The organism is Bradyrhizobium sp. 195, from assembly GCF_023101665.1.
GTDB lineage: Bacteria > Pseudomonadota > Alphaproteobacteria > Rhizobiales > Xanthobacteraceae > Bradyrhizobium.
In genome coordinates, this window is record NZ_CP082161.1 from 4,823,068 (window position 1) to 4,847,700 (window position 24,633).

General features: G+C 64.6%; 21 protein-coding genes. 10 read left to right on the forward strand and 11 right to left on the reverse strand.

From position 1 onward, the window contains the following. Positions 1 to 200 precede the first annotated feature (200 nt). Positions 201 to 1,142, forward strand: a complete 942-nt coding sequence (locus IVB26_RS22365) for a GAF domain-containing protein (protein ID WP_247967443.1) — start codon at positions 201 to 203, stop codon at positions 1,140 to 1,142. A 10-nt stretch (positions 1,143 to 1,152) separates the two neighbouring features. Here IVB26_RS22365 and IVB26_RS22370 read toward each other — a convergent pair whose 3' ends face one another. From IVB26_RS22370 to IVB26_RS22385, 4 genes are all read right to left on the reverse strand, one after another. Then, on the reverse strand, positions 1,153 to 3,429 hold the full coding sequence (locus IVB26_RS22370; protein WP_247967444.1) for a ComEC/Rec2 family competence protein: 2,277 nt from the start codon (positions 3,427 to 3,429) through the stop codon (positions 1,153 to 1,155). Between the two features lie 95 nt (positions 3,430 to 3,524). Then, positions 3,525 to 3,758, reverse strand: coding sequence for a DUF2171 domain-containing protein (locus IVB26_RS22375; protein WP_247967445.1), 234 nt, complete (start codon positions 3,756 to 3,758; stop codon positions 3,525 to 3,527). Positions 3,759 to 4,037: 279 nt separating this feature from the next. Beyond that, positions 4,038 to 4,424 carry a nuclear transport factor 2 family protein gene (locus IVB26_RS22380; protein WP_247967446.1) on the reverse strand — a complete coding sequence of 129 codons (387 nt, stop codon included), beginning with the start codon at positions 4,422 to 4,424 and terminating at the stop codon, positions 4,038 to 4,040. A gap of 14 nt (positions 4,425 to 4,438) precedes the next feature. Beyond that, a complete protein-coding gene (locus IVB26_RS22385) occupies positions 4,439 to 6,115 on the reverse strand; it encodes a glutamine--tRNA ligase/YqeY domain fusion protein (RefSeq protein ID WP_247967447.1) in 1,677 nt (558 codons plus the stop codon). Between the two features lie 155 nt (positions 6,116 to 6,270). Here IVB26_RS22385 and gltX point away from each other — a divergent pair, with 155 nt between their 5' ends. From gltX to IVB26_RS22425, 8 genes are all read left to right on the forward strand, one after another. Continuing rightward, entirely contained in the window at positions 6,271 to 7,698 is a 1,428-nt protein-coding gene (gene gltX, locus IVB26_RS22390; protein WP_247967448.1) for a glutamate--tRNA ligase, read from the forward strand. Between the two features lie 146 nt (positions 7,699 to 7,844). Continuing rightward, positions 7,845 to 9,149 (forward strand): citrate synthase, encoded by a 1,305-nt coding sequence (gene gltA / locus IVB26_RS22395; protein WP_247967449.1) that lies wholly within the window; start codon positions 7,845 to 7,847, stop codon positions 9,147 to 9,149. Between the two features lie 281 nt (positions 9,150 to 9,430). Beyond that, the gene (locus IVB26_RS22400; protein ID WP_247973247.1) at positions 9,431 to 10,609 is read left to right on the forward strand and encodes an ROK family transcriptional regulator; all 1,179 of its coding nucleotides are present in this window, start codon (positions 9,431 to 9,433) and stop codon (positions 10,607 to 10,609) included. Between the two features lie 58 nt (positions 10,610 to 10,667). Further along, on the forward strand, positions 10,668 to 11,954 hold the full coding sequence (locus IVB26_RS22405; protein WP_247967450.1) for an ABC transporter substrate-binding protein: 1,287 nt from the start codon (positions 10,668 to 10,670) through the stop codon (positions 11,952 to 11,954). 14 nt (positions 11,955 to 11,968) lie between these two features. Then, complete coding sequence (locus tag IVB26_RS22410; protein ID WP_247973248.1) at positions 11,969 to 12,874, forward strand: carbohydrate ABC transporter permease; 906 nt, start codon at positions 11,969 to 11,971, stop codon at positions 12,872 to 12,874. Continuing rightward, a complete protein-coding gene (locus IVB26_RS22415; RefSeq protein ID WP_247967451.1) occupies positions 12,867 to 13,724 on the forward strand; it encodes a carbohydrate ABC transporter permease in 858 nt (285 codons plus the stop codon). Before IVB26_RS22410 ends, IVB26_RS22415 begins: the two co-directional genes overlap by 8 nt. 10 nt (positions 13,725 to 13,734) lie before the next feature. Next, positions 13,735 to 14,850 (forward strand): ABC transporter ATP-binding protein, encoded by a 1,116-nt coding sequence (locus tag IVB26_RS22420; protein WP_247967452.1) that lies wholly within the window; start codon positions 13,735 to 13,737, stop codon positions 14,848 to 14,850. Further along, positions 14,847 to 15,614, forward strand: a complete 768-nt coding sequence (locus IVB26_RS22425; RefSeq protein WP_247967453.1) for an SDR family NAD(P)-dependent oxidoreductase — start codon at positions 14,847 to 14,849, stop codon at positions 15,612 to 15,614. Before IVB26_RS22420 ends, IVB26_RS22425 begins: the two co-directional genes overlap by 4 nt. A gap of 103 nt (positions 15,615 to 15,717) precedes the next feature. Here IVB26_RS22425 and lpxB read toward each other — a convergent pair whose 3' ends face one another. The 3 genes from lpxB to lpxA are packed head-to-tail and all read right to left on the reverse strand — an operon-like array spanning position 15,718 to position 18,558. Further along, on the reverse strand, positions 15,718 to 16,893 hold the full coding sequence (gene lpxB, locus IVB26_RS22430; protein WP_247967454.1) for a lipid-A-disaccharide synthase: 1,176 nt from the start codon (positions 16,891 to 16,893) through the stop codon (positions 15,718 to 15,720). Continuing rightward, positions 16,890 to 17,747, reverse strand: coding sequence for an LpxI family protein (locus tag IVB26_RS22435; protein WP_247967455.1), 858 nt, complete (start codon positions 17,745 to 17,747; stop codon positions 16,890 to 16,892). The genes lpxB and IVB26_RS22435 overlap by 4 nt, the downstream gene beginning before the upstream one ends. A 19-nt stretch (positions 17,748 to 17,766) precedes the next feature. Further along, entirely contained in the window at positions 17,767 to 18,558 is a 792-nt protein-coding gene (gene lpxA / locus IVB26_RS22440) for an acyl-ACP--UDP-N-acetylglucosamine O-acyltransferase (RefSeq protein ID WP_247967456.1), read from the reverse strand. 177 nt (positions 18,559 to 18,735) lie between these two features. Between lpxA and IVB26_RS22445 the strand changes: the two genes are divergently transcribed. Continuing rightward, the gene (locus IVB26_RS22445) at positions 18,736 to 19,059 is read left to right on the forward strand and encodes a KTSC domain-containing protein (protein ID WP_247967457.1); all 324 of its coding nucleotides are present in this window, start codon (positions 18,736 to 18,738) and stop codon (positions 19,057 to 19,059) included. Between the two features lie 26 nt (positions 19,060 to 19,085). Here IVB26_RS22445 and fabZ read toward each other — a convergent pair whose 3' ends face one another. The 4 genes from fabZ to rseP all read right to left on the reverse strand — a co-directional run bounded on the left by fabZ (position 19,086) and on the right by rseP (position 24,593). After that, positions 19,086 to 19,547 (reverse strand): 3-hydroxyacyl-ACP dehydratase FabZ, encoded by a 462-nt coding sequence (gene fabZ, locus IVB26_RS22450; protein ID WP_018320213.1) that lies wholly within the window; start codon positions 19,545 to 19,547, stop codon positions 19,086 to 19,088. After that, a complete protein-coding gene (gene lpxD, locus IVB26_RS22455; RefSeq protein ID WP_247967458.1) occupies positions 19,544 to 20,611 on the reverse strand; it encodes a UDP-3-O-(3-hydroxymyristoyl)glucosamine N-acyltransferase in 1,068 nt (355 codons plus the stop codon). Before lpxD ends, fabZ begins: the two co-directional genes overlap by 4 nt. Positions 20,612 to 20,736: 125 nt before the next feature. Beyond that, positions 20,737 to 23,265 carry an outer membrane protein assembly factor BamA gene (gene bamA / locus IVB26_RS22460; RefSeq protein ID WP_247967459.1) on the reverse strand — a complete coding sequence of 843 codons (2,529 nt, stop codon included), beginning with the start codon at positions 23,263 to 23,265 and terminating at the stop codon, positions 20,737 to 20,739. 176 nt (positions 23,266 to 23,441) lie between these two features. Next, on the reverse strand, positions 23,442 to 24,593 hold the full coding sequence (rseP, locus tag IVB26_RS22465; protein ID WP_246926325.1) for an RIP metalloprotease RseP: 1,152 nt from the start codon (positions 24,591 to 24,593) through the stop codon (positions 23,442 to 23,444). Positions 24,594 to 24,633 lie beyond the last annotated feature (40 nt).

Sequence of the window (24,633 nt, forward strand, 5' to 3'; positions counted from 1 at the left end):
AGGTCGGGCCAGGATTGAAATGCCATCGCCGGCCGAGGCCGGCGAGCCCGGCGGGTTTGTGTTTCACGAAAATCGATCGGCGAGACCCGCCGCCGCACATCGTCGCCGCACGAAGTTTAACCCGTCCTGCCTGAATTTTGAACGTCCGCTCCGCAGCCAAATGTCCGATGCTGTCGTGGTTTGAGGCGGCGGACAGCTCGATGAAGACCTTCATTCGCGTCGTTGAACTCTGGATACCTGACCGGACGCGCATGCGGCTGGAATTCGGCGGCGGCCTCTACGACGAAGGCCTGTCCGCATTCAAGACCGCCAGCGCAGAGCTGCATTTCGGATATGACGAGGGGCTTCCAGGCAAGGCCTGGGCCTCTGGCCATCCCGTCATCCTCACGACATTCGCCAACTCCTATTTCAAGCGCACCGATCAGGCGCTCGCGGCCGGCCTCACCTGCGGCGTGGCCGTGCCGGTGTTTGCAGGCGAATTTCTGCAAGCCGTGATGGTGCTGTTCTGCGGCGACGACGAGGCGCATGTCGGCGCGATCGAACTCTGGCACAACGATCCTGATCGCTCCCACGAGATGGCGCTTGTCGACGGCTATTACGGCACGGCGGACATGTTCGAATTCAACTCCCGCCACACCACGTTTCCTCGCGGCTTCGGCCTGCCCGGACGCACCTGGAAGGCGGGTCTGCCACTGATTATCAAGGACCTGCACGACGCCAGGAGCTTCCTGCGCTGGGAGGACGCGGCCAAGATCGGGATCAATTTGGGGGTCGGCGTGCCCTACCGGACCGGCACCGACCAAACCTGGGTTCTGACATTCCTCTCCGCGCAGGCAACGCCGATCGCGCGACGCGTCGAGATCTGGGTCCCGAACGAGGCCCGTTCGGCGCTGGTCCTGCGTGCCGGCGATTGCAGCGCGCACACCGACCTTGCCGCACGCTATGCGACGCAATCCATTGCCTGGGGCGAAGGCAGCATCGGCGGCGCCTGGGCCGCCGGCATGCCAGTGCTCAACGACGATCTCACCGATGACGGCTCGATCGCCGGCTCCGAGGCCTGCGCAGCCGGGTTGAGCCGGATGGTGGCCCTGCCGGTCATCGGCAACGCAAGGCTGGAAGCCGTGCTGGCCTGGTATCTGTAAATCAATCGCGTCAATCGTCGGCCTGCGGGTCGGTCTCTGATGGCGTTGCGTCCCGGTTGCGGGGCGCCGCCTTCGGCGCAAGGCTGCCGTCGAAATCACCTTCGCCGGCACCGGCCGGTAACCACGGGCGGTTCGTGCCTCTCGCCCTCACCGCCTGAACCGAAAAACCATCGCCACGCTGTGTCAGAGCCAGCGCACCCTGGCGAACGAGCCGCTGCCGATCCACCACCATCGCCGCGCAATCGGGCGGCGCGGGCCGTGACGTCACCACCAGCGTGGCCCGGCTGCAATCGTCCGCCAACGCGTCGATGCGCGAAGCCAGCGCGACCAGCCGCCCGTCGGCGAGCGGCGTCACGCATCCGGACTCGTCGCACGACACGCGCTCGGCCAACGCGCTAGTGCCGGCATCGCGCGGATCGGCGTCGGCCGCTAGCCACTCCCTCAGCAAGAAACTATCCTTGCCCGTCCTGATCAGGTGCAACCGCCCGTCCCCGCCGCGCACCGCAACGCTCGCGCCGTCCCCGGCAATCAGGATATCGGGCTGGCGCACCGACAGGCCCCAGGCGATGGAGGCCAGCAGCACCATGGCACCGCACCAGCGCAGGGGCGTGCGCAACAGCCCCATCACGATGATCCCAAGGCTTGCCGCAATCAGCGGCGCGATACCAAATGCGGGGATGCGGCCGACCGCGCCCGGCAAGGCCGCCACCCAGCGCGAGACCGCGACCATCCAGTCGATGCCGATCCCCATCAGCCACCAGAACACGCCATCGAGCCCGAAGGGCGCCGCGAGCAGTCCCAACAGGCCCGCCGGCATCACCAGCGCGGAGACCACCGGCATCGCGCCGAGATTGGCAAGCACGCCGTAAGGCGTAACGCGGTGGAAGTGGAAGGCGGCATAGGGCGTGGTCGCAAGCCCCGCGATCAGCGAGGCCAGGAACAGCATCGCGATCTCGCGGCCGCCCCACAGCGCAACGCGCGCTGTCGCCGAATGATCAGGCGAGGCAAACAGGTTCGGCATGCCGATCTGCACCAGCGCCACCAGCCCAAGCGTTGCCGCGAACGACATCTGAAAGCTCGGATGCACCAGCGCCTCCGGCGCGACCGCGAGCACGATCAGCGCCGCCACGGCCAGCGTGCGAAAGGTGATGGCGCGGCGATCGACCATCACCGCGATCAGCACCACCGCCGTCATGAAGAACGAACGTTGCGTCGCGACCTCCGCGCCCGACAGCAGCAGATAGAATGCGGCCGCAACCAGCGCGGCGCCGGCCGACCATTTCTTGATGGGGAAGCTGACCGCCAGGCCCTGGACCAACGCCAGCAACGCGCGCACCGCGAAGAAGACCACGCCCGCGACAACCGCCATGTGATAGCCGGAGATCGAGAGAACGTGTCCGAGTCCCGAGACGAACATGGCGTCGTTGACGGGCGTGGAAATCGCATCGCGCCGCCCGGTGAGCAGCGCTGTCGCGATCGCACGATTGTCGCCCTCGAGGGTTGAGCGGATGCGGGCGTCGATCGCATCGCGCAGGCCCTGCATGAAGGCGGCATAGCGCAGCCGCAGGCCGCCGGCATCGGGCGGGATTGAAGCCGTGATCGCGCCCATCACGAAGCCGGAGGCGCCGATACCCTGAAAGAACATATCGCGCGAAAAATCGTAGCTGCCGGGGCGCACCGGCGAGAGCGGCGGCATCAGCCGCGCCTTGAGCTGCACGAAGCTGCCGACCTCGGGCGCCGTGCCCTTGCGCACGGAGAGGCGGACGCGTTCCAGCTTGACGTCGCTGCGCTGCGCTTCCATGGCGGTGACCCGCAGCACGAAGCGATCGGTGCGCTCGCGGATGTCGCGCGTCTCGACGAAGCCTGACAGCGCCACCGAATAGAGCGGTTTTGCCAGCACGGGGTGGGCGATGCGCGCGGTCTTCCAGGTCGCCACGGCAAACCCCGCCGCGACCGCCGCGATCATGATCGCGGGCGCGAACAGGCGGCTCCGCCGCAACAGGACCGCGCCGAACAGGAGCGCGACAGCCGTCGCCGCGACGACCCACAGCACCGGCTCATGATCGGCGGCGAAATAGAGCGCGATGCCGCCGCCGAAGGCGACAGGCACCCACGGCAGCAGGCGCCCGGGGCCGGCTTCGGCGCGGGCCCACCCGCGCAAGGTCTCGACGATTGCGGGCCAGACGCCAAGGCCCGCCGGAACAAAGCCGCCGGCGGGCGCAGCGCGGCCAACGGGCCACGTCCCGGCTATACCTTGGGAGCGCACTGGCCGCCCCGGCTCCGCCATACCCCTGCACCTTACGCGACGCGATGGGTCCAGAGGCTACCGGAACGTGCAGTTGGCCGAATAGGGTACGGATCAGGAACGGGCTCGGAGGCGCCCTACTTTTCCTCTTCCATGGTCACGGCCACCGAGGCCTTGGCCGAGAGGCGGACCTTGTTGCCTTCGACGTCGGCAACCAGGCCCTTGTCGATAAAATGATGATGGCCCTTGTGGCTGCCCTCGCCGCTGTCCTTCTTGGTCAGCTTGATGCGATTGCCTTCGACCTTGTCGACCGTGCCGACATGGACGCCGTCGGCGCCGATGACTTCCATATGCTCTGCGATGTTCTGCATGGTGGGTTCCTTGTTGGACCCACGCCAACGCGCGGAGAGGAAGTTCGTTCTCTCTCGTGAATGACGATGCCGTGCGAGGCTGTTTCGTCAGGTGCCGTAGGGTAGGCAAGGCGAAGCGTGCCCACCAATTTTCTCGTCACCGAAAGACCGTGGGCACGGCGCTTTGCGCCTTGCTCACCCTACGGCGCTGAGAATCCATAACCACGAGGCGGGGTTGTGGATTCCAGGCCTGGCCCTTCGGGCCATCCCAGAATGACGAAACCGCTTGCAGCGCAAGCGCTAAATCAGCGGCGCCTGTGACGAGGCGTGGTGATTGACGATCTTCCAGTCGCCATCCTCGCGGATAATGACCCAGCTCATCTTGACGATGAGATCGTCCCGCTCGCCGGCGAGATCGAATGAGATGGTCGCGGCCATATTGATCAGATCAGGGCCGGCCTGCGCCGCGTTCACATCGGAGAACACAGCGGTCGGCTTGCGCCACCGCGGCAGACCATTGAAATAATCGGCGACACCATCCCTGCCCCGATAAAGCTTCGGGTTGGAGCCGAAGAAGAACGCGTTCTTCGAATACAGTTGCGACAGCGCGGCCGCGTCGAGCGTCGCGAAGCCGGCGCACCATTTCGCGATGATGACGGAAACGATGGCGTCGGCTTCGTTGCTCATTATGCCTTCCCCTGTCAGCCCTTCGCGACTTCCTTCGCGAAGGTGTCGCGCAGGCCGATGGTGCGCGAAAACACCGGCTTGCCGGGCGTCGAGTCCTTGTCGCGCACGAAATAGCCCTGGCGCTCGAATTGCATCGGCTCGGTCGAATTGCTCTCGGCCACCGACGCCTCGATCCGCGCGTCGGACAGGATCTCCAGCGAATTCGGATTGAGATCGGCCGCAAAGTTCGAGGCGTCCGGGCTCGGATTGGCGAACAGCTGGTTGTAGATGCGGATCTCCGCAGGCTTTGACGTCGCCGCCGGCAGCCAGTGCATGGTCGCCTTGACCTTGCGGCCGTCGGGCGCGTTGCCGCCCTTGGTCGCGGGGTCATAGGTGCAGCGCAGCTCCACCACCTCGCCCTTATCGTTCTTGATCACGCCGGTGCACTTGACAAAGTAAGCGTAGCGCAGCCGCACCTCGTTGCCCGGCGACAGGCGGAAGAACTTTTTCGGCGGGGTCTCCATGAAGTCGTCCTGCTCGATATAGAGCTCGCGGCCAAACGTGATTTTCCGCGTGCCCGCGCTGGGATCATCCGGGTGGTTGATCGCCTCGAGTTCCTCGGTCTGCCCTTCCGGATAGTTCTCGATCACCACCTTGAGCGGCCGCAGCACGCCCATGCGCCGCTGCGACGTGCGGTTCAGCTCCTCGCGGATGCAGAACTCCAGCATGCCGACATCGACCACGCTGTTGGCTTTCGCAACCCCAATGCGCTTGACGAACTCGCGCAAGGCTGCCGGAGGCACGCCGCGGCGACGCATGCCCGCCATGGTCGGCATCCGCGGATCATCCCAGCCCGCGACATGGCCGTCGCGGACGAGCTGGGTCAGCACGCGCTTGGACAGCAGCGTGTAGGTCAGGTTCAGCCGCGCGAATTCATACTGGTGCGGCTGTGACGGCACCGGCAGTTTCTCGATGAACCAGTCGTAGAGCGGCCGGTGGTCCTCGAACTCCAGCGTGCAGATCGAGTGCGTGATGCCCTCGATCGCGTCCGACTGGCCGTGCGCATAATCGTAGCTCGGATAGATGTGCCACTTGGTGCCGGTGCGCGGATGGTGCGCGTGCAGGATCCGATAGAGCACGGGATCGCGCAGATTGATGTTGCCGGCGGCCATGTCGATCTTGGCCCGCAGGACGCGCGCGCCGTTCGGGAATTCACCGGCCTTCATGCGCCGGAACAGGTCGACGTTTTCGTCCACACTGCGGTCGCGGAACGGCGAGTTCTTGCCCGGCTCGGTCAGCGTGCCGCGCGAGGTGCGGATTTCCTCCTGGGTCTGGTCGTCGACATAGGCGAGCCCGTCGCGGATCAGCTGCTCCGCCCATTCGTACAGGCGCTCGAAATAGTCTGAGGCGAAGAACAGATTTTTGCCCCAGTCGAAGCCGAGCCAGCGCACGTCGGCCTGGATGGAATCGATATATTCCTGCTCTTCCTTGACCGGATTGGTGTCGTCGAAGCGCAAGTGGCAGCGGCCCGGAAACTCCTGGGCGATGCCGAAATTGAGTGCGATCGACTTGGCGTGGCCGATATGCAGGTAACCGTTCGGCTCCGGCGGGAACCGGGTCACGATCTCCCGGTACCTGCCCTGATCGAGGTCGGCCTGGATGATGTCACGAATGAAATCGCGCCCAACCTCTGTCGCCACCGGTTCTGTCATTACGAAAATCCTGCAGGGAAATCAGCGGTCCTTCTGCCAAATTCGGAAGGCTGAGCCAAGAGCTTAAGCAACGCCTGGCAGGTCCGCCGACGGGCTTTGTTTATGTCCCGTTCCTGCTATACACCACCGCCTCCAATGCATAGGCCCTGCCAAGAATGACCGATTCCGTCGTCACCCGCTTTGCCCCCTCTCCGACCGGCTTCCTCCATATCGGGGGCGCCCGCACGGCGCTGTTCAACTGGCTCTATGCGAAGAAGCATGGCGGCAAGATGCTGCTGCGGATCGAGGACACCGATCGGGAGCGTTCCACGGAGGCCGCGATCGGCGCCATCCTCGACGGCCTGAAATGGCTGGAGCTCGGCTGGGACGGCGAGGTCATCTACCAGTTCAGCCGCGCCGCGCGCCACCGCGAGGTCGCCGAGCAGCTGCTCGCCGACGGCAAGGCCTATCGCTGCTACGCGACCGCCGAGGAGCTTGCCGCCATGCGCGAGAAAGCGCGTGCGGAAGGGCGAACCCGCCTCTATGACGGCATGTGGCGCGACCGCGATCCCACGACGGCGCCGAGCGACGTCAAGCCGACCATCCGCCTGCGCGCACCGCAGACCGGCGAGACCGTGATCGAGGATCAGGTCCAGGGCCGCGTGGTCTGGCAGAACGAGAACCTCGACGACCTCGTCCTGCTGCGCGGCGATGGCAACCCCACCTACATGCTCGCGGTGGTGGTCGATGACCACGACATGGGCGTCACCCATGTGATCCGCGGCGACGACCATCTGATCAACGCGGCGCGCCAGAAGCAGATCTACGATGCGATGGGTTGGGCTCTGCCGAGCATGTCCCACATTCCCCTGATCCACGGCCCGGACGGCTCAAAGCTGTCCAAGCGGCATGGCGCGCTCGGTGTCGATGCCTACCGCGCCATGGGATATTTGCCGGCCGCGCTCCGCAATTACCTCGTCCGGCTCGGCTGGAGCCATGGCGATCAGGAGATTTTCTCGACCGAGGAGATGATCGCGGCGTTCGACCTTGCCAGCGTCGGCCGCGCCGCTGCCCGCTTCGATTTTGCCAAGCTGGAAAATCTCAACGGCCACTACATCCGCCACGCCGACGATCAATCACTCGTGAAGATGTTCGAGGACGTGCTCGACCATCTCGTGCCCAGCCGCGACGAGCTTAAGGCCAAGTTGAGCGACACCACGCGCGCGCAACTTCTCAAGGCCATGCCGGCGCTGAAGGAGCGCGCCAAGACGCTGATTGAGCTGATCGACAGCGCCTATTTCATCTTCGCCGACCGTCCCTTGGAGCTCGATCCCAAGGCGCAGGCGCTGCTGACACAAGAGAACAGCAAGCTGATCGGCCAGCTTCATTCCGCGCTGGAGAAAGTCGAGACGTGGAGCGGGGCCAGCACGGAAGCCGCCCTGCGCGCTTTTGCCGAGGAAAATAGTCTCAAGCTCGGCGCGGTCGCCCAGCCCTTGCGGGCGGCGCTGACCGGACGGACGACGTCGCCTGGTATATTTGAGGTTTTGGACGTTCTGGGACGCCAGGAGAGCCTCGCCCGGCTCAAGGACCAGTCTACGACGTAAGTCGACCATGCGTGGGGTGATCTTGCAGCGCACACAGCAATAATATACCCATCTCCCCCGTACCTTCTGGAACATCCGGCCTGCCCCATCATCTCGCAAAGGGGCCTCCGGCTCCGGCCCGTTTCACATTTCATCGGGGACCAACGATGGACGCAAAACCGAGCAATAAGACCGCTACACTGACGGTCGGAAACAAGAACTACGATCTCCCGATCCATAGCGGCAGCGTCGGGCCTGATGTCATCGATATCGGCAAGCTCTACGGCCAGTCCGGCCTGTTCACCTATGATCCCGGCTTCACCTCCACCGCGAGCTGCCAGTCCAAGATCACCTATATCGACGGCGACGCGGGCGTGCTGGAATACCGCGGCTACCCGATCGAGCAGCTCGCCGAGAACGGTGACTTCCTGGAGACCTGCTATCTCCTGCTCTACGGGAACCTGCCGACCGCCGCGCAGAAGAAGGATTTCGACGACCGTGTGACCCGTCACACGATGGTGCACGAGCAGATGGCCCGCTTCTTCCAGGGCTTCCGCCGCGACGCCCATCCGATGGCCGTTATGGTCGCCTCGGTCGGCGCGCTCGCCGCGTTCTATCACGACAGCACCGACATCAACGATCCGAAGCAGCGCATGATCGCTTCCATGCGCATGATCGCCAAGATCCCGACGCTGGCGGCGATGGCCTACAAGTACACGGTCGGCCAACCCTTCGTGTATCCGAAGAACTCGCTCACCTTCGCCGAGAACTTCCTCAACATGTGCTTCGCCGTGCCGTGCGAGGAGTACAAGATCAACCCGGTGCTTGCTGACGCGCTGGACAAGATCTTCATCCTGCACGCCGACCACGAGCAGAACGCCTCGACCTCGACGGTGCGTATCGCCGGCTCCTCCGGCGCCAATCCGTTCGCCTGCATCGCCGCCGGCATCGCCTGCCTGTGGGGCCCGGCGCATGGCGGCGCCAACGAGGCCGCGCTCGCGATGCTCGCCGAGATCGGCTCTGTGGACAAGATCCCCGAGTTCATCGCCAAGGTGAAGGACAAGAACTCTGAAGTCCGCCTGATGGGCTTTGGTCATCGCGTCTACAAGAACTACGATCCGCGCGCCAAGATCATGCAGAAGATGTGTCACGCCGTGCTCAAGGAGACCGGCCATGGCGACGATCCGATGCTGAAGGTGGCGATGGAGCTGGAGAAGATCGCGCTCAGCGACCAGTACTTCATCGACCGCAAGCTCTACCCGAACGTCGACTTCTATTCGGGCATCACGCTGAAGGCGATGGGCTTCCCGGTCTCGATGTTCACCGTGCTGTTCGCGGTCGCCCGCACCGTCGGCTGGATCAGCCAGTGGAGCGAGATGATCGAGGATCCGCAGCAGAAGATCGGCCGTCCGCGCCAGCTCTACACCGGCGTCACCCGTCGCGACTACGTCGCGATCAAGGATCGCAAGTAACTTCGGACGAAAGTGTCCAACGAAACGGCGCCATCGCAAGATGGCGCCGTTTTTGTTTGTGCATGCGCTTGTAGGGTGGGCAAAGCGAAGCGTGCCCACCGCCTGTCCGCGACCGGTACGAAGTCGTGGGCACGCTTCGCTTTGCCCACCCTACGAGACCGATTGTGCCGCTCCACGCTTGCTGCCGCGCACAACAACAAATCCAGGCATCGCGCCGCCGAACGCTTGACAGTCGAAACCCTCCGCGCGCATTCTTACACTAAGTAAGAATGACCACAGGGATGGAAATGCCGGAGCAGCCGAGAAGTCGGCGGCAGACGCGCGCTGCCATTTTGACTCATCTGCTTCAGTCGGGCGGCTCGTTTCGTCCGCCTCTGGCCAAGGCCGTGCGCCTGTCCGAGGCGAGCCTGTCGCGCATCCTGTTCGACCTGAAGGCCGAAGGCCTGATCGAGGAAGTGCGGCGCCCTGCCCCTTACGTCGGCGGCCCGACCGGCCTCGTGTTGCTCGATGGCTCGGTCGCCCTCGCAGCCTTCGAGCTGACCGCTCAGCACCTCAGCGTCGGCGTCGGCGGCCTGTCAGGCGAACTGCACTACACCGAGCGTGTGCAGCTACCGAAGACGCCAACCGTCGAGACCGTCGGCCGGGCGTTTCGCGAAGCCATGACATTGCTGCGCGACTGGACGCGGCGCCGCCGGGTTACCCTGTCCCAGATCGGCGTCTCCATTCCCGGCCTCGGCCGTCTCAGCATATCGGCCAATCCGATCATCCCCTGCGATGTCGGTCGCATCAGCGACATGTTCGGCGAGATGTTCGCCGACGTGCCGCTCGAGTTCACCAATTCAGTCGTCGCGCACGCCACCTTTCACCGCTGTCGCACGGACAATTATCCGTTCAGCGACACCCATCTGTTCGTCTTCGTCAGCCAGGGCGTTGCCGGCGCCTGGATGGACGATCCAACCGAGGCCGACAACCTTCAGCCGGTCGAGCTCGGCCACATGGTGTTCGGTCCCGACGGGCCACGTTGTCGCTGCGGCCACCATGGCTGCGTCGAGGCGTACACGTCGCTTCCCGCCCTTGCCGAGCTTCTCGGCGTTGCCGAAGCCGAATTGCTCCAGCTCGGCAGCGAATGGGTGAACACGATCCCGCTCGCCTCGCGCGTGCGCCAGGAGCTGCGCCGGCGCTTGTTCCGGCTCGGCCTTGCGATCGGCAACACGCTGAACGTGAAGCCGTGCGGTGGCGTCGCGATCAGCGGCTGGCCGTCGCTTCTCGCCGACGACGATCGCAACGCCGTGGTCGACGGAATTGACGCGTGCCTGCTGGGCGGCCGCAAATTGGCGCAGGTGTCCCTCGCCTTCGTGCCGCCGTCGACGGGCAACGATCCGCAGGCCGCACTTGCCTTCGCCGCCTTTTGTCTCGCCAGCCGCGGCGGCATGCCCGCCGCATCGACGGAGGCGGCCTGACATGCGCTGAGCCTGCACGGCCCATACGCGCCGAGATTTCACACCGGGAGGAACTGCCATGCCGATCACAACAACAAGGCGTCGTCTGCTCGCTGGATCCGTTGCCACGCTCGCACTGCCGGCATTTGCCCGCGCGCAAGGCGCGGCCAAGCCGCGCCTGACCGTGATCTCGCAATGGTCCGCGGGCAGCGATGGCGCGGCGATCACCGCGCTCGGCAAGAAATTCGAGGAGAAAGGCGGCGTCTGGCAGCATTCGCCCGTGCCCGGGTTCACAACCGAGATGATGAACAAGCTGCGGGCGCAGATCATGGCCGGCGATCCGCCGGCCTGTTCGCAACTCAAGGGCCCCGAGATTGCGGCCTGGTCGAAGATTGCCCCGACCGTCGACCTCGATGCCCTTGTCGCTGCCGCCGGTTACGAAAAGGTCGTCGCTCCAGACCTTGCGAAATTGCACAAGCCGGGCGGCAAGTGGATTGCACTGCCGTTGCAGATCTACAGCACCAACATGCTGTTTCTCTCCAAGCGCGCGATGGACAAGGCCAAGGCCGACAAGATTCCCGTCACGTGGGCGGAGTTCAACGACCTCGCTGAAAAGATGAAGGCGGGCGGTGTCGCCTATCCCATCGCCAACGGCGGGACCCGCCCGGACGACGGGCAAAAGTTCGAGGCCGCCTTGGCGGGCATCAGTCCGCTCGCTTACCGCGCCGCCATCATGAACCTCGAGAAGAAGGCTCTCGAGGGTCCCGAGATCAACGCTGCGTTCGCGCAAGTGCGCAAGATCGCCGACTGGATGGATCCCAATGTCGGCGCCCAGCACTTCTCGACCAATTTGAAGCGCTTCGTCGACGGCGACATGGGCATGATGATCATGGGCGGCTGGGCGCAAGGCGTCTTGCGCAACGCCGGTTTCAAGTTCGAGGACTTCGTGATTGCGCCGGGCCCCAGCGACAACGGCAAGCCTGTCTTCCTGTTGAATGCCGATGCCTTCATCTTCTGGCAGCGCAAGGAGGCGGATTTGCAAGCCGGCCAAACGCTGATGGCCCAGCTCGTCATGGATCCGGCGATCCAGACCATGTACTCGCAGATCACGGGATCAATCCCCGTGCGTACCGATGTCGATCTGTCCGGTGAAGGCTGGTCGGATGGTCAACGCCGGACCGGCGCGGCTTTGAAGGAGGCTATCGCCAGCAATCAGGCAGTCCTGAGCCTCGCGCACAATATGGCGCAGGAAAACGGTATCACCGCCGCGATGATCGACGTCATCACGGAGTACGTGAAGAACAAGACGATCAAGCCCGAGCAGGCGGCCACGCGCCTCGCCGAGGCCGTCGAGGGCTCACGTTGAGCAATGCCGCCGCGATGAGACCGGGCCGGTCGGCGCTCCCTGAATGGGTGCGCCGGCTGCCCGAATATCTGATGATCTGGGTGCCGCTGCTGCTCTCCGCCGCGCACCTCGTCTCGTTCTCGCTGTGGACGATCTGGATCTCGTTCACGCCATCCACCCTCGTTCCGGTCTCGGGCTGGGTGGGATTGCGCAACTACTCGGCGGTCGCGGCATCGCGGAACTGGCAGATCGCCTTCGATAATCTGCTGCTGTTCGGCATCTGTTTCGTGGTGTTGAGCGCGGCGACCGGCCTCGTCCTTGCGATCCTGCTCGACCAGCGCATTCGCGGCGAGAACGTGCTGCGATCCGTCTTCCTCTACCCGCTCGCGGTGTCGTTCGTGGTCACCGGCACGGTCTGGAGCTGGCTGCTCAATCCTGGCCTTGGAATCCAGAAGCTCGTCCACGACCTCGGCTGGACCTCCTTCAAGTTCGACTGGCTGATCGACCGCGACATGGCGATCTGGACCATCGTCATCGCCGCGATCTGGCAATCCTCCGGCTTTGCCATGGCGCTGTTCCTTGCCGGCCTCAGGTCCGTCGACGGCGACATCGTCAAGGCCGCGCAGATCGACGGCGCCGGACCAGTCAGGATGTACCGGCGCATCATTCTGCCCTCGCTTTGGCCGATCACCGTCACCGTCGTCGTGATCCAGCTGCAGTTCGCGATTTCGACGTTCGATCTCGTCCGCGCGCTTACCAACGGCGGGCCGGGTATAGCGACCCAGCTGCCCGCCCTCGTCGTCTACGACCTGATGTTCCAGCGCAGCCTGCTCGGCCGAGGCGCGGCGGCGGCGGTGCTCATGTTGCTCATTCTTCTCGCGGTCCTGTTGCCCTATGCAGCGTGGCGATATCTCCAGCGGCGGCGGGCGACCCATGCGTGAGCGAGGCTTCGCACCAAGCCGGATCCTGATCTACCTCGTCGTCCTGCTGATCGCCGCGGCCTGGCTCGCGCCGCTGGCCGTCGTCGTCCTGAACTCGCTCCGCACCAACGAGGAGATCGCGCAAGGTTCGATGATCGGCTGGCCGCAACATCTGGCCTGGGGCAACTACACCGCGGCCTGGAGCGGCTTTTGCGTCGCCGAGACCTGCGCCGGCATTCGGCCGTACATGCTGAACTCCGCGCTGGTCACGATTCCCGCGACAATCTTCTCGACCTTGCTCGGTGCGGTCGCGGGTTACGCGGTGTCGCTCTGGCGCTTTCGCGGCGACAACTGGATCTACGGAATCGTCACCCTTGGCCTCTTCCTTCCCCAGCAGATGCGCCTGTTGCCCTGGACCATCGTGCTGCGGGACATCGGCCTCATCAACACGCTGGCGGGGCTCGTGCTGATCCACACCATCCAGGGACTGTCCTTCACCACGCTGTTCTGCCGAAACTACTATGTCGCCATTCCCCATGAATTGATCAGGGCCGCGCGGATCGACGGCGCCGGGTTCTTTCGCATTTTCTGGCGCATCATCCTGCCGCTGTCGCCTCCCATCCTGATCGTCACCGTGATCTGGCAGTTCACTCATATCTGGAACGAGTTCCTCTATGGCGTGACGTTCACGAGCGGCCAGCAGCAGCCCGTCACGGCCGCGCTCATCGCGCTATCTGCCGCGGTGGCAGACATCCCGCAGCATGGCGTGCAGAGCGCCGCGGTGATCATCGCAGCGCTCCCCACTTTGTTGATCTATGTCCTCGGCGGCAGATACTTCGTCCGAGGCCTCACCGCCGGGGCCGTGAAATGACGAGGCCATCATGGCAGCACTGAGCATTCGCACCCTGTCGAAGCGCTACGCCAATCTGGAGGTGCTGAAGGGCGTCGATCTCGATATCGAAAGCGGCGAGTTCACGGTGCTGGTCGGGCCATCCGGGTGCGGCAAGTCCACGCTGCTCAACATCGTTGCCGGGCTCGATCATCCGAGCGCAGGGACGGTCGAGATCGGCGGACGCGTGGTCAATGACATCCCGCCCAAGGACCGCGACATCGCCATGGTGTTCCAGTCCTACGCGCTCTATCCGTCGATGACGGTACGTCAGAACATCACCTTCGGCATGGAATGCCGAGGTGTAGCCAAGGCCGAGCAGGAGAAGGCGGTCGCGAACGTGGCGAAGCTGCTGCAGATCGAGCCGTTGCTCGGACGCAAACCTTCGCAGCTCTCCGGCGGCCAGCGCCAGCGCGTGGCGATGGGGCGCGCGCTGGTGCGAGATCCCCTGCTCTTCCTGTTCGACGAGCCGCTGTCCAATCTCGACGCCAAGCTGCGCGTCGAGATGCGGATGGAGATCAAGCGCCTGCACCAGCGCATCGGCGCTACCATCGTCTATGTCACCCACGACCAGATCGAGGCGATGACGATGGCGACGCGGATCGCCGTGATGCATCGCGGCGTGGTGCAGCAGTTCGCCGATCCCGATACGGTGTATCGCTACCCCGCCAATCTGTTCGTGGCGCGCTTCATGGGCTCGCCGCCGATGAACACGATGCCGGCGCGGCTCGAAGCAGATGGCGACGGGCCGACGGTCGTGATCGGGGCAGGACGATCGGACGAGGTTCGCCTTCGTCTGCAGGGCTACGATGCGGCGGCACCCTATCTCGGCCGCGAGCTGGTGTTCGGGATCAGGCCAGAGTGTATTGCCGAGGGGGACCGCGCGTTCTCCGGCGCCGTGAGCGCGCCGGTTGTAATCACCGCGCCGGTTGAGATGGTCGAGCCCACCGGTGCCGAGACCATCGTCCTGCTCCGGCTCGGCGGCGAACCGGCGCAGGCGCGCATCTCGCCGGACGTCCGCCCCACGCCCGGCACCTCTGCGCCCTTCGCGCTCGACACCCGCCGCATTTGCCTGTTCGACCCCGAGACGGAGCGACTGATCGCATGACCAAGACGAACTATGCCGGCCTCGCGGGCCGCGTGGTGCTGATCACCGGTGGCGCCAGCGGCATCGGTGCAGCCTTCGTGCGCGCCTTCGCCACCCAACGCGCCCGTGTGGCGTTTCTCGATATCGATCAGACGGCCGGCAAGGCGCTGGCCGCTGAGGTCGCGGCTTCCTCCGGTACGGCGCCGCTGTTCGTGCCGTGCGACCTCCTAGACATCGACGCCTTGCGCGCCGCCATGGCGCAGGTCCAGCGATCGCTCGGTGACGCCGCCGTCCTCGTCAACAACGCAGCCAATGATCAACGCCAGGTTCTTTCCGAGGTGACGCCCACCGAGTTCGACTGGATGATCGGCGCCAATCTCAAGCACGTTTTCTTCGCAGCGCAAGCGGTGGTGCCGCAGATGCAGGCGCGCGGCGGCGGCTCGATCATCAACATGTCATCGATCGCCTGGATGCGAGGCGCACCGGCGCTGCCGGTCTACGCCGGGGCAAAGGCTGCGATCGTCGGCTTCACCAACTCGCTGGCGCGTTCGGTCGGCCTCGACCGCATTCGCGTCAACGCGATAGCGCCGGGCATGGTCATCACCGAACGCCAGCGCCGGCTGTGGTATCCGGACGAGCAGGTCATCGCCGAGATGCGCTCGCGCCAGGCCGTTCCGGATGCGGTGACGCCCGAGGACATCGCCAACATGGCGCTGTTCCTCGCCTCCGACGAAAGCCAGCGCATCACCAGCCAGTGTTTTCGCGTCGATGGCGGACTTGCGTAGTCTTGTAGGGTGGGCAAAGCGAAGCGTGCCCACCAACTCTTCGTGACTGCGCAAGACATGGTGGGCACGCTGCGCTTTGCCCACCCTACTAAACCGCCTCTTATCACCGGCTCTTGCGCATCGTGGCGAGCACGATGTCGGCGGCGAGCACGCTTGGTGACTTGTTGCCGGTCGACATGATGGTGTCGAGCCGGGCGAACGCCTCGACCTGCTCCCGGCGCAGCGGTGAATCCGTCAGCACCTCGGCGAGCGCCGGCGCCAGCTTCTCCGGCGTGCACTCCTCCTGCAAAAACTCCGGAATCACGTCCTTGCCGATCACGAGATTGGCGAGGATCACGGAGGAGACGCGGATCGCGCGGCGCAGGATGAAGGCCTCGATGGCACCGACGCGATAGGCCGTCACCATCGGAATGCCCGACAATGCAAGCTCCAGCGTCACTGTGCCGGATTTGGCCAGTGCCGCACGCGCGATCCGGAACGCGGTACGCTTCTCGTTCTCGCCGGTCACGATCCTTGGCTTGACCGGCCAGTTCGCGACGCCCTCGCGGATGGTGGCTTCGAGATGCGGCATGGTCGGCAGTACCAGCTCGAACGCACGCCCTTCCGCCTGCAACCGGCCGAGCGTTGCGCCAAACACCTCGAGATGGTGCCTGACCTCGCTGCGACGGCTGCCGGGCAATACCAGCAGCACCGGCGGCTCACTGTCGCGACGCGCCTGCTCCTCTGCGTTTGGCCGCAGCGACGGCAATTGCTCGACCAGGGGATGGCCGACATAGCTGCACGGCGGCCCGCCGAGCTTGCGGTATTCCTCCGGCTCGAAAGGCAGAAGGCCGAGCACATGGTCGACATAGCCGAGCATGGTCCGGGCCCGTCCCGGCCGCCACGCCCAGAGCTGCGGCGAGACGTAGTCGACGACGGGAATGGCCGAATTCGTCGCGCGCACGCGACGGGCGACGCGATGGGTGAAATCGGGGCTGTCGATGATGACGAGCGCGTCCGGCGCGGCCTCCAGCACGGCGTCCGCCGTGTTGCGGATCAACCGCAGGATCTTCGGCAATTGCTGCACCACCGCGGCGAAGCCGACGATCGACAGCTCCTCGATCGGAAACAGAGATTCCAGCCCCTCGCGCGCCATGGTGCGGCCGCCGACGCCGACGAACTCGACGCCGTCGCCGAGGCGCTGCCGCAGCACCTTCATCAAGGCACTGCCGAGCCGGTCGCCCGATTCTTCGGTGGCGATCAGGAAGATCCTGCGCTTGGGATCGCGCGACTGCATCACGCCGGCAGACCGATGACGAAGAGATATTTCGCGTCGGCGAAGGCGATCATCGCCTGCGGCTCGGCGGCGATAGTGTTGCCGGCGATGACGGCAATGCCGGCCAAGCCGGCGGCGGCAACACCTTCGAGCGTGCGCGGGCCGATCGTCGGCAGGTCGAAGCGAAGATCCTGGCCGCTTTTTGGCGCCTTCACCAGCACGCCGCGGCCCATGGCGGCGCGGATGCGCCCCTCCTCGCGCAGCCGCGCAACGCGCGCGAGCAGCGCGTCGGTGCCCTCGATGTCCTCGACCGCCACCACATGGCCGTCGATCACCACCGCGGCCTGGCCGATGTCGAACGGACCGAGCGCCGTCAGCACCGCACGGCCGCGCGCGATGTCGGTCTTGCCGGTATCGCTGGGCCAGGCGCGGCTGATGCAGCCTTCGGGCATCAGCAGATCAGGCGCGACGTCCTTGATGCCGATCATGCGAAAGCCATCCTGCTCGAGGATGCGGCCAACGCCGGACAAGAGATGATCGTCGCCGCCGCGAAAGGCGCGGATGACGTTGCCGAGCAGGCGCAGCGTCTTGACGTCGAACCGGATCTCCGCGAGCGAAGGTCGCACCAGCGTCCCGATGAAGATCAGGTCGCGGCAGCCCTCCTCGCGAAACAGCCGCATGGCGCGACCGAGCTGGCCGACCGAGATCCAGCGGTGGCGGAATTTCTCCACCCGCGCCGGATCGCAGGCCCCGCGAAGGGGAAACAGCACGGGCGTGATGCCGCGGGCGGCGAGCGAGTCGGCGACCGCGAACGGCATTGCGCCGCCGCCGGCGACGATGCCGACCGGCGATGCAATCTCCGACGCCGCCGATGTCATGCCCGCGGCCATCCCAACATCACTTCGTAATAGCGGGAAGACAGAGCGGGCGTTTGCCCTTGCCGATGAAGTCGAGGATCTCGGCGATCGCCGGATCTTCGCCGGCGAGCGGCCTGGACGCCTCTAACCGCTCGGCGAAGGTGCCCGGGCCGTGGAAGAGTTTTTGGTAGAACCCACGCACCGTCGCCAGCCGCTGCTTGGTGAACTTGCGCCGCTTCATGCCGATCAGGTTGAGGCCCTCCAGCACCGCATATTGGCCGTTGACGAGGCCAAACGGGATGATGTCGTCGCGCACGCCACACACGCCGCCAACCATGACCTGCGGGCCGATGCGGGTAAACTGGTGCACGGCGGACAGTCCGCCAATAAAGACGAAGTCGGCAATCTCGCAATGACCGCCGAGCGTTGCCGACGTCGCTAAGATCGCGTCATTGCCGACATGGCAATCGTGGCCGACATGGCTGCAGTTCATGAAATAGCCGCGGTCGCCAACCGTGGTGACCCCGCCGCCGGCGACGGTGCCGGCATTCATGGTCACGGATTCGCGGATGGTGCAGCCCGAGCCGATCTTGAGCTGTGTCAGCTCGCCACGATAGCTGAGCGACTGTGGCGGCGTGCCGAGCGAGGCGAACGGATAGATGGTGCAATCGTCGCCGATCGTGGTCTGCGCGGTGACGTGCACATGTCCGACCAGCTTGCAATTGTTGCCGATCACGACATGCGGGCCGATGATGCAATAGGGTCCGATCTCGGTGCCCTCGCCGATCACGGCGCCGTCCGCGACCCGTGCGGTGGGATCAATCTTGCTCATCAAGCAAATCTTACTCGTCAGGAAGCTCTGATTATGTGTTGAAGTAGCTCAGTTTTCCGGTGGTTAGCGCGACTATGCCCGATCTGTCCAGTGACGTATCATCTCTGCCTGTTTCAAGTACTGGATGAGGCGGCCTTCCCGGTCCGTCAAACATGTTCACACGGAGCTTCAGCACTCGTGGTCAGGGCCTTGGCACTTCTACTCGCACAGCTCGCGGCGGTGCCGATCGTGTCCGAGACGGTCGAGACCGGCGATCGCCGGCCCATCGATCTCGCGACATTCGAATGCCGCGAAATCACTCGCAGCACGGTGCTTCAGCGTGTCTGCTATGATCGCGCTCAGCACGACCTCGTCGTCGCGACTGGCGGCTTCTATGCGCGCTATTGCGGCGTCGCGGCCGAGACAGTCGACCGCCTTCTGGGCGCGCCGTCCATGGGCCAGTTCTTCAACCGGCATATCGGGCGCGAGGCCGCCGGCAGCCGCTACGATTGCAGCGCGTGAGCCCAGTCGCTCGGGGCCGAAGCCGCTCAGTCCGTCAGCATGGCGCCGACATCGGCTTCCGCAACCACCTGCCCGTTGACCTTGGCGTCGCCGTGAAACCACCACATGGCCTTGCGGCGGCCAACCGAGCGCATGTGGTACTCGATGGTGTCGCCGGGCAGCACGGGCTTGCGGAACTTGCACTTGTCGATGGTGAGGAAATAGACCGCCCGCGGCTTCTCGGTGCCTTCGACCGACTTGATGCCGATCACGCCCGCGGTCTGCGCCATCGCCTCGATCATCATGACGCCGGGATAGACCGGACGCTCAGGGAAATGCCCCTGGAAGGCCGGCTCGTTGAAGGTAACGTTCTTGATGCCGATGCCGCTGTAGTCGGCGCGGATGTTGATCACGCGATCGATCAGCAGCATCGGGAAGCGGTGCGGCAGGGTCTGGAGGATGGCATTGATATCCACCAGCTCGAACTTAACAGGTGATTCCGCCGTCATTCCCGTCCCTCGTCCTTCGCATCGGCCTTGCTGTCGCGCACCAGACGCTCCACCGCGATGATCTCCTTGAACCATTGCTTGGTCGGTTTGGCAAAAAAACCACCCCAGCGGCCGCCTGCCGGGATGTCGTCCTTGACGCCGCTCATCGCGGTGACCTGGGCCCCATCTCCGATCTTGAGGTGGTTGTTGATGCCAACCTTGGCTCCCAGCGCCACGTTGTCGCCAATGGTCAGGCTGCCGGCCAGCCCGATCTGAGCCGCAAGCAGGCAGTTCCGGCCGATGGTCACATTGTGGCCGATCTGGACCTGATTGTCGATTTTGGTGCCCTCCCCGATCACGGTGTCGCGCAAGGACCCGCGATCGATGGTGGTGCCGGCGCCGACCTCCACATTGTTCTGGATCAGCACGCGGCCGGTCTGCGGCACCTTCAGGTGGCCCTCGGGGCCGAAGAAGATGAAGCCATAGCCGTCCTGGCCGATCGAGCAGCCGGGATGGATCAGCACGTCGTTGCCGATCAGCGCGCATTGGATGGCAGTACGGGCGCCGACGTTACAATCGCGGCCAATCTTGACCCCGGGACCGATCACCGCCCCGGCGCCGACCACCGTGCCGCTGCCGATCTCAACGTCCGGGCCGATCACCGCCAGGGGATCGACGATCACGCCGTCCTCGAGCCGGGCCGTGGGATCGATGATCGCGGACGGCGCGATGCCGTCATTGCCGACCCAGGATTGCGGCCTGAGCGCATCGCCATGCCATTCCCGCGCGAGCCTGACGAAGGCCCGGAACGGCTGCGCCACCCGCAGCACCGCCACATGCGCGGGCACCCTGGCTTCGAAGCGCGGGCTCACCAGGCACGCGCCGGCCTTGGTCGCCTTGAGCTCGTCGGCGTATTTCAGGTTGTCGAAGAATGCCAAATGCATCGGGCCCGCTTCGTCGAGCGAAGCAAGGCCCGTGATGATTTGACCGCCCCTGCCGGGATCGACCAGCTCCGCCTTGGTCAGCGCGGCAATGTCAGCCAGTGCTGAGGCAGGCGGCTTTGTGAAGAAGATCGGCTGCGCCATTCCACCCCGTCGCGGTCCGGCTTCGGCATGAAGCGGTCAGGCCGCATCATGCCTCATCTGTTGGATTGGCACGATCCCTTTCGGAAACCGGCTCCAGTGATCCGGATCGTGCCGTGCTGTTCGAACTAGAACGTGGTGCCGCCGCCGAACCGGAACTCCTGCGTACGGTCGTACTTGCCCTTGCTGAGCGGCACGGCGTAGTCGAAGCGCAGCGGACCGAACGGCGACTGCCAGATCAGGCCGACACCAACCGACGAACGGACGACCTTGCTGTCGTCATACACGAGGCCGGTACAGGTGCCCGCAGACGACGGATTGACGGTCGAGGGAATGCAGCCCGGCACATTGACTTCGTTGGTCGTGGTCCAGCTGGTCGGTCCCTTATAGTCGTAGAGGCCGCCGGCATCGGCATAAACCGCACCCTTCAGACCCACTTCCTTCGGCAGGAACCAGAACGGCATCTGCAGTTCGACCGATGCGCCCCAGTACTTGGTGCCGCCGAGGGCGTCCTGCGTACCGAAGGGGTTCAAATCGCGCGGGCCGATGCCGTTCGGGGCAAAGCCGCGGACGAGGTTCGAACCCATCTGGAAGTGATCGAGCATGCGCAGATCGCTGCCGATCTTGTTCAGCATGCCGCTCTGCAGGCGGACGAGGCCGACGATGTCCGACACCAGCGGAGTGTAGTACTTCGCATCGATGACCGACTTCAGGTAGGAGACGTCGCCGCCGACGCCGGCGAAGTCCTGACGGAAGTCGACGAGCAGACCATCGCTGGGGTTCTTGTTGTTGTCGAGCGTGTTGTAGGTCAGCGTGTAGCCGAGCGCCGAGGTCAGGGTCTTGCCGTTGGCGAGCTCCCTGCGCACCGGCAGCGAAGCTTCGCCGTCGCTGTAGCAGCCGAGACCATTGGTGGCGCTCAGGTCGATCGGCGGAACCTGCGACGCGGCGAAGGCCGGGCTCGGATTGAAGGCCGACGTACCTAGATTGTTGTTACAGTTCGCCAGGTAGTACGGCAGCGTGATTTCCTGCTGGTAGATCGAGTAGCGCAGCTGCAGCGCCAGATCTTCACGCAGGGAGAAGCCGAGGCGCGGCGAGAAGCCAAGCGTCTTGGTGCCGTAGGAGATGTAGCTGTTGGACAGTTGCTGGCGCTGATAGAGGTCGAGGCCGAGCGCGACGCGGTAGTCGAGCAGATACGGCTCGACAAACGACAGCGAGTAGCCGCGTGCATACTGGCCATAGGTCACCGACGCCTTGGCGAACAGGCCGCGGCCGAGCAGATTGCGCTCGGAGATCGAGACTTCGGCCAGCGCGCCGTCGGTGGTGGAGTAACCGCCCGAGATCGAGAAGTCGCCGGTCGATTTCTCTTCCATGTCGACGATCAGAACCACGCGGTCGCTCGACGAGCCTGGCTCCGTCGTGATCTTCACGCTCTTGAAATAGTCGAGGTTCTTCAGGCGACGCTCGGCACGGTCGACCAGGGCGCGGTTGTAGGCATCTCCTTCCGAGATGTCGAACTCGCGGCGGATCACGTAGTCGCGGGTGCGCGTGTTGCCGCGCAGGTTGATGCGTTCGATATAGGTGCGCGGGCCCTCGTCGATGTTGAACACGACGGAGACGGTGTGCGCCTCGAAGTTGCGGTCGCCGCCGGGCCGGACCACGGCGAAGGCATAGCCGCGGCGGGAGGCCTCGATCTGCATCTCCTCGACCGACTTCTCGACCGACTCGACATTGTAGAGCGAGCCGACATTGACGCGCGAATAGCCGCGCATCGACGCGGGATCGAAGTTCGGAATGCTGGAGCGGAAGTCGATCGCGCCGACGCGGTATTGCGATCCTTCCTCGATCTTGAAGGTGACGTTGAAGCCCTTCTTCTCCGGATCGTATTCGGTGAGCGCAGCCACCACCTGGACGTCGGCGAAACCGTTCTTGAGATAGAAACGGCGGATCAGGTCGCGGTCGGCTTCGACGCGGTCGGGATCGTAGATGTCGCCACTGGCGAGGAAGCTCAGCAGGTTCGATTCACGCGTCTTGATGACGTCCCTGAGGCGGTAGGACGAGAATGCGACGTTGCCGACGAACTCGATCGACTTGACGCCGGTCTTGGCGCCCTCCTCGACCGTAAAGATGAGGTCGACACGGTTGTTCGGCTGCTCGATGATCTCGGGCGTGACGCGCACGTCGTAGCGGCCGGACCGGCGATAGATTTCGGCGATTCGCAGCGTGTCGGACTGCACCATGGCGCGGGAGAAGGTGCCGCGCGCCTTGGACTGGACCTCAGTGGTGAGCTGCTCGTCCTTGATCTTCTTGTTACCCTCGAAGGCGACCCGGCCGATGACCGGGTTTTCGACCACCGAGACGATGATCTGGCCGCCGGCGCCGCGGTTGATCCTGACGTCCTGGAACAGGCCGGTTTCGATCAACGCCTTGAGGCCGTCATCGACGGCGCCTTGATCCAGGCGACCGCCCGGACCCGGCTTGAAATAGGAGCGGATCGTCTCCACCTCGACGCGGCGATTTCCTTCGACGGAAATCGACTGAACGGTCTGAGCGAGCGCAGACGAAGACACAAAAACAGCCCCGACCGGGGCAACCACCGGCGCGCCGAACATGATCAGGGTTGCGAGCAAGCCCCCCCGGAGTCGCAGTCCAAACTTCATCGCGCAACGCGCCCTTATCATTCCGAGCCAGACCCAACCCCAACGCCGGTCTGGAGATTCCCCAAGTCGAGGCCGCTTGTAGCCAATTTCGCCGACGCCGCAAACGGCCGAAAGCGTCGTGATTTCAATTTCATTCCAAGACGTTGCTCAACAGCAACGCCACAAAAAAGCCTCCATCAAGATGCCGCCATCCGCAGGATGTCGTTGTAGGTCGCAAACACCATCAACATCAGTACCAAGCCGAGCCCGATTCGGAACCCCATCTCCTGAGTCCGCTCGGACAAGGGCCGGCCGCGGACCACTTCGGCCGCGTAGAACATAAGGTGGCCGCCATCGAGCAGCGGGATCGGGAACAGGTTCAAAAGGCCGATCGACACCGACAGCACCGCGCACAGGTTGATCACGAACTGGAACCCGGCGCTGGCCGCCTGCCCCGACATCTTCGCGATTCCCAGAACGCCGCTGACTTCGTTGGGATTGCCGTTTCCGACGAACAGCGAGCCCAGGAACTTGAACGTGCTGGTGATGATGAACCAGACCTGCTCGACCCCGATCTTGAGCGCCTCGCCGACGCCCACCGGGGCGGTCGAGGCCTCGCCGGCCTGCGACTTGTGCTCGACGCCGAGCACACCGAGACGGTGGCTGTTGCCGAACGGATCCTTGCGCTCGAGCAGCGCCGGCGTTGCGGTCAGCGAGACGATGGTCCCGTCCCGCTTCACCTGGAAGGCAAGGGCCGAACCCGCATTCATCGCAACGATTCGCTGCATGTCGGCAAAGCTCTCGATCGGCTTGCCGTCGATCTGGACGACGACGTCCCCGATCTTGAAGCCGGCCGCCGCCGCGGCGCCGTCGGCGACGACGCCGTCAACGCGCGCGATCGTGCTGGGCTTGCCGTAGTAGAGCGCCATGCCCGCGAAGATCAGCGCGCCCAGGATGAAATTGGCGATCGGGCCGGCCGCGACGATCGCGGCGCGCGGCCCGACCTTCTTGTGGTGGAAGCTGCCGGCGCGCTCCTCGGTCGTCATGGCCGCAAGCGTCTGGGCCGACGGGGTCGAGGCCTCGCTCTCGTCGCCGAAGAACTTGACGTAGCCGCCGAGCGGGATTGCCGAGATCTTCCAGCGGGTGCCGTGGCGGTCGTTGAAACCGACCAGCTCAGGTCCGAAACCGAGCGAAAAAGTTAGCACGCGAACGCCCGCCCAGCGCGCGACCAGAAAGTGGCCGAGCTCATGGAAGAACACGACGATGGTCAGGACGAACAGGAAGGGAACCGCGTAGCCGAGGAGCCCATGGCTCAACGTATTGAAACTATGGACAAAAAAGTCGATCATCGAATTCCCTCATCCAGCGCCGCAAGGCCCTGGCCGCGAA